Here is a 9,213-nt window from a genome sequence, read left to right as displayed (position 1 = left end):
CGCCGCCCTGCTGGCGCTGGCCTTCCTCGCCGCAGGCGCACAGAAGGCCACAGGCCAAGCCAAGGCCCTGGAGCAGGCCGACCACCTTCACGTACCACACACGCTCTACCGCCTGGTCGGGGTACTCGAAGTACTCGGCGTCGTCGGCGTCGTCATCGGTCTGTGGGTGTCGTGGCTGGGTGTCGCGGCCGCCGCCGGCCTCACCCTGATGATGGTCGGCGCTGTGGGCGCGCACGTCAGGGCCAAGGACCCGGGCAAGGCGATGGCCCCTGCCCTTGTGCTCGCGCTGCTCGCCGTGGCGGAGGTCGTCCTCAGGGCAGCCACCGCCTGACGGCGCCGGCAGGCGCGACAGGCCCGGAAGCGTCCGCCGGTCTGCGGCCCTCGTGGCCGACAGGCCGGCGGACCACGTCTTGCTGGAACGGAGGAGCAATGGACCGCGTGCAATGGGTGCTGCGGCACTATGACGCATCGGCTTCCGCACTGGACACCGACGCCTTCGTCCGGGGCCTGGCCCCGGATGTCAGGATGACGCGTGGCCTGACGACCATGACAGGCCGGGACGAGATCCGCCGGGCCGTCGAACGGATGAGGGCCGCCCAGGGCCTGCTCTCCATGCGGCACGACATCGTGGGCCTTTGGGAGCCCGAGCCCGGCGTCGTGATCGCGGAAGCCGTGGTGACGTACCGGCACGAGACCCACTCGCCTCGACCTGTTCCCGTCGTGACGGTCTTTCGATGGCGGGGTGACGAGGTGGCGGACATCCGCATCTACATGGACAGCTCTCAGGTGTCCGGTACCTCCTCGTAGGAGTCAGCGGCGTTGATTCCTGAAGTACCCAGGCACATACTGTGCGGCCCCGCCGGTACGTACCGGCGGGGCCGCACAGTATGTGCCTAGACCTCGTAGCGGGGCGTCCACTGCGCCGCCGCGATCGCCTCGCGCAGCGCGTCCTCCGACGCCTTCGGGGCGACCTGGTCCTCGACGGCGGCGAGCGCCGCGGCCAGAGCGATCTCGCGAGCGGCCTCCGGCATCCCGCTCAGGGGCGGCAACAGCGGCACGGGCCCGTCGGCGCCGTCCGCCGACCGAACGGCGCACTGCGCGACGGCGTGGGCAGCGGCCACGAGCATGCGGTCGGTGACGCGCGTGGCCTGGCTCGCGGTCACTGCGAGCCCTATGGCGGGGAAGACGTACACATTGTTCGACTGCGCCACCGGCACCTCCCGCCCGTCCACCGTCAACGGCGGGAAGGGCGAGCCGGTGGCGATCAGCGCTCGGCCGTCGGTCCAGCGAGTGAGGTCCGCCGGGTCGGCCTCGGCGTGCGAGGTGGGGTTGGAGAGCGGAAAGATGACGGGCCGCGCGCAAGCGGAGGCCATCTGCCGGACGATCTCCTCGGTGAACGCGCCGTGGGCGGTCGACAGCCCGATGAGCGCCGTCGGCGCGACGCGGCGCACCACTTCGGCGAGGCTTGTACTGGCCCAGTCGGTCACCTCGCTGTCCTCACGTGCGTAGACCCGCTGCTCCTCCGTCAGATCGGTGCGTGAGCGCACCAGCAGGCCGTTGACGTCCACGATCCAGAAGTGGGCCGCGGCCTCGGCCTCCGTCAGGCCTTCCTCGATCATTGCCGTACGGATCATGTCGGCGACTCCGATGGCGGCCGACCCCGCGCCCAGGAGCACCAGGCGCTGTTCGGACAGTGGGGTGCCGGCCACGTCGGCCGCGGTGGACAGTGCGCCGAGGGCGACGGCCGCGGTGCCCTGGATGTCGTCGTTGAAGGTCAGCAGCCGGTCCCGGTAACGCGTGAGGATCGGGCGCGCATGGGCGGTGGCGAAGTCCTCCCACTGCAGCAGTGAACCCGGCAGTTCTGTCTCGACCGCCGAGACGAAGGCCTCCACCATTTCGTCGTACTCGGCGCCGGTCAGTCGGCGTGCCCGCCGGCCCAGGTAGCGCGGATTGTCGAGCAGTTCCTCGTTGTCGGTACCGACGTCGAGCAGGACCGGCAGGGTACGGGCGGGATGGATGCCGCCGATCGCCGTGTAGAGGCTCAGCTTGCCGATCGGGATGCCCATCCCGCCGACGCCCTGGTCGCCCAGGCCGAGGATGCGCTGCCCGTCGGTGACGACGATGACGTCCACGTCCTGGTCCCGGTGAGGGCGGTTGCGCAGGATCTCCCCGAAGCGGTGCCGGTCCTCCCAGGTCAGGAACAGGCCACGTGGCCGCCGGTAGATCTCGCTGAAGCGTTGGCAGGCTTCGCCCACCGTCGGTGTGTAGACGACGGGCAGCAGCTCCTCGAGGTGGTCGGTGACCAGACGGTGGAAGAGCACCTCATTGGTGTCCTGCAGCTGTCGCAGGTAGATGTGCCGGTTGAGCGGCTTGTCGTAGCCTCGGAACGCCTCGTAGGCACGGGCGACCTGCTCGTCCAGGGTCTCCACCGCGGGGGGCAGCAGCCCGTCGAGACCGAGTTCGGAGCGTTCGCTCCGGGTGAAGGCTGTGCCCTTGTTGGCGAGGGGGTTGGCCAGGATCGTGGCGCCGGGGCTCGAAGTTGGTTGGGGGGAGTGGGGCATGGTCTGGTCCATGGTGTGCTCGCGGGCGGAAACGGCAAGGCGTCCGGGTGACCCCGGACGCCCTTCGATAACGGCTCTCAGGTTTGCGGCAACGGAGCCGTGCGACTTCCGGGGCCGTGCCCGGACTAAGGGTAGGTCGCGCCCTTCTTCTCGCGCGCGAGGATGTCCTCGGCGAAAGCCTTGAGGTTGGCCACGGAGCGGGACTCGGTGTCGGATGTCACCGTCCCGCTCGCGGTCTGCCCTCCGCCGTCGACGACACGGCGGAAGAGCGTTCCGTCGGCGACTTCCTCGAAGGTGTACGAGATGAAGCCGGGCCGACCGATGGGCTGAATCGTCACGCGCCGGGGGCGCTCGTGCTCCACCACCTTCCAGGCGAGCTCCAGCGTGCCTTCGGCCGTCCGGATGAACTCGGTGAACTCGTCACCCGGCAGGAACGGCCGCTCGATTGTTCCGGTGACGGCCCTGGTGAGGACGTGCCACTGGGGCCAGAAACGGACCTGGGTGACGATGTCGAAGACCCGGTCCACGGGACCGTTGATCGTCGTTTCCAGCGGGATGGGAGACATGGCAGCATTCCTTACGATGATCGGAGGGAATGGGGCTTTTGCCCCGGCGGGGCGGGCGAACCGGGGCGCAAAGCCCGGGGTCCTGCGGTCAGTCCTTGCGGAACAGGGCGCCGGCGCCGTCGGCGACGGTTTCCAGACCGAGCGTGCGCAGGACCTTCCAGGACGTGGCCGCAGCCGCGGTGACGATCGGCAGGCCGAGGCGCTTCTCGGCGGCCGGGATGGCCGGCAGGGACGGCATCTGCACACACGCCGAGAGCACGACGGCGTCGACGCCGCGAGTGTCCAGCCCGGCGGCGATGTCGGGCAGCCGGGACGGGTCGAGGCGGCCGACGGCGAGATTGTCGTCGACCTCGAGGCTGATCGAGTCCTGGACCTCCACGCCCTCGGACTCGATGTACTCGGCGACCAGGCGGGTCAGCGGCTTCATGTAGGGAGTGACGATGGAGACCTTCCGAGCGCCCAGGTGGTGCAGCCCCTCCACCAGCGCGCCGGCACTGGAGAGCACGTCCACCGCGCATCCGTTCTCGGCAGCGGTGCGGGTCAGGTCGGCTTCGATGCCCCGGTGCACGCCATTGCCCTGGGACATGATCGCGACGAGGCACGCGTACGCCATCACCTCGACCTGGGCGTCGGCGAGTTCGACCGCCGCACGGCCCGCATCGGCGTTCATGGCCGCCAGCTCGCTCTTCTCCACGGTCTTCATGCGCATGCGGCTGGCGTGGAAGGTGAACTGATCGCCCGTCAGCGCGCTCTGCCGACGGAGGATCTCGGGGATCTCGGTCTCCATGGTGGTGTTCGAACTCGGCACGAGCAGGCCGATCCGGTGACTGGACATGAATGCTCCTCAGAAGTGGGATGGGAAAACGGGGCTGCCGTCATCGGGCCCGGGATGGAGAGGCCCGGTACCCGGCCGGGATGTGTCTGGCCAAGGAGCGCTTCGCTCCACGTGGTCGAGCAGCGGCCAGACCGCCTCCGGGGTCTGGAGGTGGGGATAGTGGCTTGCTCCGGCGAGCACGGTGACCGTGGGAAATGCCTTCGCCAGCTCGGCCGGCGGACAGACCGGATCGTGTTCGCCGGCGGCGAGTACGACCTCCTGTGCGCGACAGGCCGCGATCATCCCAGGCAGATCCGCGGCACCGACGGACAGGACGGAGAGGTCCGTGACGGCTTCCCAGTGGTCCCCATCGCCGATGACCAACGAGTCGCACAAGGGCGAGTCCGTGGTCACCACATCGCTTATCGCGGCCGCAGCCAGCACGAATCCCACAGCGTCGTCCCGGGTGGCGAAGACGGGTGCCGGGGCCGCCGCCACGGCGGCCATCATCGCCTTGTCCTCCGCGGACCAGGCGGGTTTCACACCCATCGCGCACACGGTGGTCACGTCGATACCGAACCACCCGCTGGCCAGTGTGAGGGCGACCACGCCGCCGAGGGAATGGCCCATGACGTGCACCGGCACGCCCTGGGACAGGTGGCCGCTCACGGCTTCGGCGACGTCGGCCGCCATCCGTCCGTAGCTGTATCGGGTCAGCCGAGGGGACTGACCGTGCCCGGGGAGGTCGGGCACCAGCCAGCCGCCCGGCCACCGTTCCCGTAGCAGGTCCTCGACGGCGTGCCACACCTGCCCGTTCCCCAGGCCGCCGTGGAGCAGCACCAGCACCGGTCCGTCCGTACGGCCGCCGCGGCGGACGAACAGTCCGCTGCTGCCTGCCTCCTGATGCGGCGAGGGGCTGTCCGACGACATGGTCATCGTCTCCTACATGGTCGCAGTGGGATTGAGGTAGTCGAAGACCGGCTTCGCCGGAGCCAGCGACAGGTCGGTGAGGATGTGGCTCGCCGAGACCACCTCGACGACCGGCAGGTCGGCGAGCGGCGCGAGCACGTGGTGGAAGAGCTGGAGCCGGGCGGGGCTCGTCCAGGCCTCCTTGACCGTGATGTCGGTGATCTGGGTGCGGACCAGGTCGGCGACCCGGGGCCGGAAGTCGTAACCGGGCACGATCTTCACCATGTACGTCGGCACGGTGATCTGCCGCAGTGCCTCGTCCGGGTCGAGCCGCCAGTGTTTGTAGCCCATGGTCGCGGTGGCCACGCGCAGGGTCCCGAAGTCGAGGGTGCCCACGAGGGCTCCGTGGTCGACGTAGAGCCGGGGGGAACCCAGCACCTTGGGGTAGGCGGACAGCTCGCGGCCGCCCGCCGTGGCCGGGAAGTTGTCCAGGTACATCGCGTGCAGGTATTCGCCCTGCTCGCCCTCGAAGTTCACCGGAATCGCGATGCCGGCCTCGGTGTAGGGGCCGAAGCCGCCGACGTCGCCCATGCGCATGACCTCGAAGCGCACCAGGGGTTCGCCGACCGCCAGCGGTTCGGGTACGACGGCCCGCAGCGCCTCGGGATCGGTGCGGTAGACGATGTTGAGGTACTCCCGGTCGATGAACCGGGTGCCGGACGGCATCGGGTATGCGGGGGCGGTCAGCGGGGTGTTCAGCTGGCTGGTGACCTGATCGCTGCGCATGACGAGTCCCCGATCAGGCGTTGCGCCAGGTGGCGAGGTAGTCGGGGTTCTCGACGGCCAGGGCGCCCTCGCCGAGTTCGAGGGGGCGGAAGGTGTCGATCATGACGGCCGTCAGGCGTTTGATGTCGACCTTGCCGGCGTTGTAGGCCTCGACGGACCTCTCCAGCTCGTTCGTGTGCGGGCCGTGGATGAAGCCCGCCGGGTGCCAGGTGATGGCCCCCTCGTCGATGCCGTGCCCGCCACGGGAACCGCCCGCCGCTTCGACGTAGTACATCAGCTCGTCCGAGTCCACGTTGGCGTGGTTGTAGGGGACGATGACTGCGTCCGGGTGGTACTCCACCTTGTGCGGGACGAAGGAGCAGATCACGAAGCCGGGCCCCTCGAACGTCTGGAAGGTGGGCGGCGGCTGGTGGATGCGGCCGATGATCGGCTCGTAGTCGTCCATGTTGAACGCGTACGGGTAGAGATGGCCGTCCCAGCCGACGACGTCGAAGGGGTGGTGGGCGTAGGTATAGCGGGTGCCGCCGGCGCGGTGGCGTACGTACACGTCGACGTTGTCGCCCTCCACGACGTACGGCTCGGCGGGCGCCCGCAGGTCCCGCTCGCAGTAGGGGGAGTGCTCCAGGAACTGGCCGCGGGCGGAGAGGTAGCGCTTGGGCGGGTGGATGCCGCCGGTCGACTCCGTTATCAGCAGCCGTACGGGCTTGTCGCCGGTGGGAACCCAGCGGTGTGTGGTGGAGGTGGGCATGATGACGAAGTCGCGCGGGCCGACGTCCAGCACACCGAACACCGTCTCGACGCGAGCGGTGCCGGACTGGACGAAGTACATTTCGTCGCCCATGGCGTTGCGGTACAGCGGGCTGGGCCGATCGGCGGCGACATAACTGACCCGCACGTCCTGGTTGGCGGCGAGCAGGCGGCGGCCGTTGACGGCATCGCCGCCCTCGTCCAGCTTGCGGGTGCGCACCAGACGCGGCTTGAGTGGGTGGTTGGGCGTGGTCTCCTGGCCGGGGATGTCCCACGTGCCCACGTCGACCACATCCGTCGGCGCGTGGGTGTGGTAGAGGAGGGCGGAGTCGGAGGAGAAGCCCTCGGTGCCCATCAGTTCTTCGCGGTACAGCCCGCCGTCGGGCTTGCGGAATTGGACGTGGCGCTTGTGGGGAACCCGGCCCACGGAACGGTAGTACGGCATGTCTGCTCTGCCTCCAGAGGGGCGTTTCTCGTGCGCTGCGGCGGGGTCAGGACGCGCTGACGCGCTCGGCGAGCCACTTCGTGACGACCTCTCCGGCCTTGTCGCGCGGGTTGTAGTCCACGGGCGCGTTGGGCAGCAGGAAGAGGTAGTGATGGGCGTGGTCGAGGGTGGTGAACGTCTTGTCGGCCACCGGGATGCGGGAGAAGATCTCCTCCTGCTCGTCCGGGTAGGCATCCGTGTCGCCCAGCGGGGCGACCACCAGCGTGGGGACGTCGAGGTGCCCCGCGGCATGCTTCCACTCGGCCCGCGCCGACAGGCCGCTCCAGGTCGACAGCCAGGCCCGTGCGGTGAGCACACGGCCCAGCGAGTGCGGACCGTAGGAGCCGCGCAGTGGATGGCCGCCGGAGAAGATGCTGCCCGGGACCCGGTGGTTGGGGTGGATGGTGGGATCGGTGTGCGCCGGGTTGGCGACGGTCCCGTAGACGGTCAGGTACGGCGACATGAGCGCGCGGCGAGCCAGGGGTGAGCCGAGGTTCTCGCGGTCGACGACGCGCCGTGTCTCCTCGTAGTCGGCGATCAGCGTGCGGGCGATGACGTCGATGCGCCGGGCACGGGCGCGCTGCCCCTCGCGGTACGCGGCCAGCCATTCCGAGTCGTACTTGCTGGGCTCCGGGAAGGGCTGGTAGCCGTTGGCCGGGTTGAACATGTCCAGCTCGGGGTCAATCGCCGTCGGGTTCGCCTCGTCGACGACGGCCGGGTCGAGCATGTTGAGCATGATGACGCCCTCGCCGGCGTGCGGGGCGAGCGCGACGTAGAAATCGGCGGCCGGCATGTCCTCCTCGGCGAACCGGGTCGGCTCGCCGTGCGGACCGTGCGTGTGTCGCTGCTCGGGCGGCAGGGATGCCTGCCACTGGTAGTAGGACAGGAGCGAGGTCCCGCCGCTGCTGCCGATGAGCACGATGCTCTCGAAGCCGCGCTCCTTGAGCATCCGCAAACCCGCCGCGGTGTCGAGGACCACTTCCTCGTGGACCATGTCGCTGTCGTTGTTCAGCGCACGGCTGGTCTGGCCCCATACGGCGTATCCCGCATGGAGTAGATAGGGGCTGAGGTACTGGCGGGACTGGTTCTCCCTGGGATGCATGAAGACAGCGACCGTCTTGGGGCGCGGGCCCGGCGGCAGGTGCAGCAGCCCGAACGAGAACGCGCCGTCCGAAGCCGTGATGTCGATGAACTCACGCTGCGTGCCCCCCGGAAGCTGATCCATCCGGTAGGCGTTGACACTGCCCCGCACCCGCCGCTCGGGCGTGACGAACAGCTCGGGAAGCGGCAGATCGGGAAGTCGGTACCTGCTCTGTGCAGTCATGTCGGGTCCTCACAGGGGCGACAGAGGGGAAAGGTCCTGGCGAGAGGGGCGCGGACCAGGTGTGGCGGGGCGAGGCGCCCTCAAAACCATGAATCACATATTCATATGGGAAAGATGGAATGTCAAGCGGGTGTCGGTCATAATGGGGGCGATTCCTCGCGCACAGTCAGGAGAGGTTGTGTACATGCCAATCGAATCCACTTCCGTCGATGCCGGGAGTGGCGGCCCAGTCGTGGACGACGGTGACGTCCTGAACCCGGACGTGCCCATGCAGCAGCAGATCTATCGGCAGCTGCGGGCCGAAATCCTCGACGGACTGTGGGTGGGGCGCACGGACTTCCCTGGTGAACGCGAACTGGCCGAGCGCTTCAAAGTCAGCGTGGTGACGGCCCGGACCCCTCTGGAGCGTCTGGGCGAAGAGGGCCTGGTCGAGCGAGGCCGTGGTCGGCGGCCCCGGGCCACCTACGTTCCGCCGGGCGCCGGTGATGAGGGTGATCTCCCGGTCTTCTATCCCGAAGAGGAGGGGTCCGAGTACGGGTACGAACTCCTGCGGGTCGGTATCGGGGTCGTTCCCGCGGAGGCGTGTCGGGTGTTCGGGCTGCCTCCGGGGAGCAAGCTGTGGCAGTGCGCCCGGCTACGGGTCTACCAGGGGCGGCCGCATGTCGTCACGCACAACGTCCAACTGCCCGAACTCGGTGAGCGTCACAGCCTGGAGGATCTCCGGGCCAAGCCGATGATGTCGATCTTGAGTGCGGAAGGCGTCGATGTCGTCACGATGCGAAGGCGGATCTACGCGAGCACGCCGCCGCCCATCGTCTCCCGCCACTTGGGCCTGTATCTAGACACCCCTGTGTCGGTCTGCGTGCTGACTCTGCATGACGAGAACGGGTCCCCCATCGAGTGGATAAGGGCGTACGTGGATCCGAAGCTTCCTGTCCGTGAGGAAGTACGCGACGTTCACCAGGGGTATTGGACCAGCCCGGAGCAGAATCCGAGTTGACCGGCGCGGGGTCGCGGTGTCG

10 protein-coding genes are annotated in these 9,213 nt (G+C 68.8%); 3 read left to right on the top strand and 7 right to left on the bottom strand.

Features of this window, described 5'->3' with window-relative positions; genetic code table 11:
• The coding region (locus tag CCN51_RS16370) for a DoxX family protein (protein ID WP_086859681.1) at positions 1-331 on the top strand (331 nt) is incomplete at its 5' end.
• A 98-nt stretch (positions 332-429) separates the two neighbouring features.
• Complete coding sequence (locus tag CCN51_RS16365; protein WP_014181236.1) at positions 430-807, top strand: nuclear transport factor 2 family protein; 378 nt, start codon at positions 430-432, stop codon at positions 805-807.
• An 86-nt stretch (positions 808-893) separates the two neighbouring features.
• Here the strand turns inward: CCN51_RS16365 and CCN51_RS16360 are convergent, their stop codons facing one another.
• The 7 genes from CCN51_RS16360 to CCN51_RS16330 all read right to left on the bottom strand — a co-directional run bounded on the left by CCN51_RS16360 (position 894) and on the right by CCN51_RS16330 (position 8,191).
• Entirely contained in the window at positions 894-2,561 is a 1,668-nt protein-coding gene (locus CCN51_RS16360; RefSeq protein WP_106436758.1) for an NAD-dependent malic enzyme, read from the bottom strand.
• 125 nt (positions 2,562-2,686) lie between these two features.
• A complete protein-coding gene (locus CCN51_RS16355; RefSeq protein ID WP_014181238.1) occupies positions 2,687-3,127 on the bottom strand; it encodes an SRPBCC family protein in 441 nt (146 codons plus the stop codon).
• An 88-nt stretch (positions 3,128-3,215) separates the two neighbouring features.
• Positions 3,216-3,962, bottom strand: coding sequence for a maleate cis-trans isomerase family protein (locus CCN51_RS16350; protein WP_014181239.1), 747 nt, complete (start codon positions 3,960-3,962; stop codon positions 3,216-3,218).
• Between the two features lie 9 nt (positions 3,963-3,971).
• On the bottom strand, positions 3,972-4,871 hold the full coding sequence (locus tag CCN51_RS16345) for an alpha/beta fold hydrolase (RefSeq protein ID WP_086013778.1): 900 nt from the start codon (positions 4,869-4,871) through the stop codon (positions 3,972-3,974).
• A gap of 12 nt (positions 4,872-4,883) precedes the next feature.
• A complete protein-coding gene (locus CCN51_RS16340) occupies positions 4,884-5,636 on the bottom strand; it encodes an acetoacetate decarboxylase (RefSeq protein ID WP_014181241.1) in 753 nt (250 codons plus the stop codon).
• Positions 5,637-5,649: 13 nt separating this feature from the next.
• Entirely contained in the window at positions 5,650-6,828 is a 1,179-nt protein-coding gene (locus tag CCN51_RS16335; RefSeq protein ID WP_014181242.1) for a homogentisate 1,2-dioxygenase, read from the bottom strand.
• Between the two features lie 46 nt (positions 6,829-6,874).
• Positions 6,875-8,191, bottom strand: coding sequence for an alpha/beta fold hydrolase (locus CCN51_RS16330; RefSeq protein WP_014181243.1), 1,317 nt, complete (start codon positions 8,189-8,191; stop codon positions 6,875-6,877).
• Between the two features lie 88 nt (positions 8,192-8,279).
• On the opposite strand from CCN51_RS16330, the gene CCN51_RS16325 reads away from it, so the two are divergent.
• Positions 8,280-9,191, top strand: coding sequence for a GntR family transcriptional regulator (locus CCN51_RS16325; RefSeq protein WP_158502598.1), 912 nt, complete (start codon positions 8,280-8,282; stop codon positions 9,189-9,191).
• Positions 9,192-9,213: the final 22 nt, after the last annotated feature.

It is taken from the genome of Streptomyces milbemycinicus, assembly GCF_002154605.1.
Taxonomy (GTDB): domain Bacteria; phylum Actinomycetota; class Actinomycetes; order Streptomycetales; family Streptomycetaceae; genus Streptomyces; species Streptomyces milbemycinicus.
This window is presented reverse-complemented; position numbering and strand designations above follow the sequence as displayed.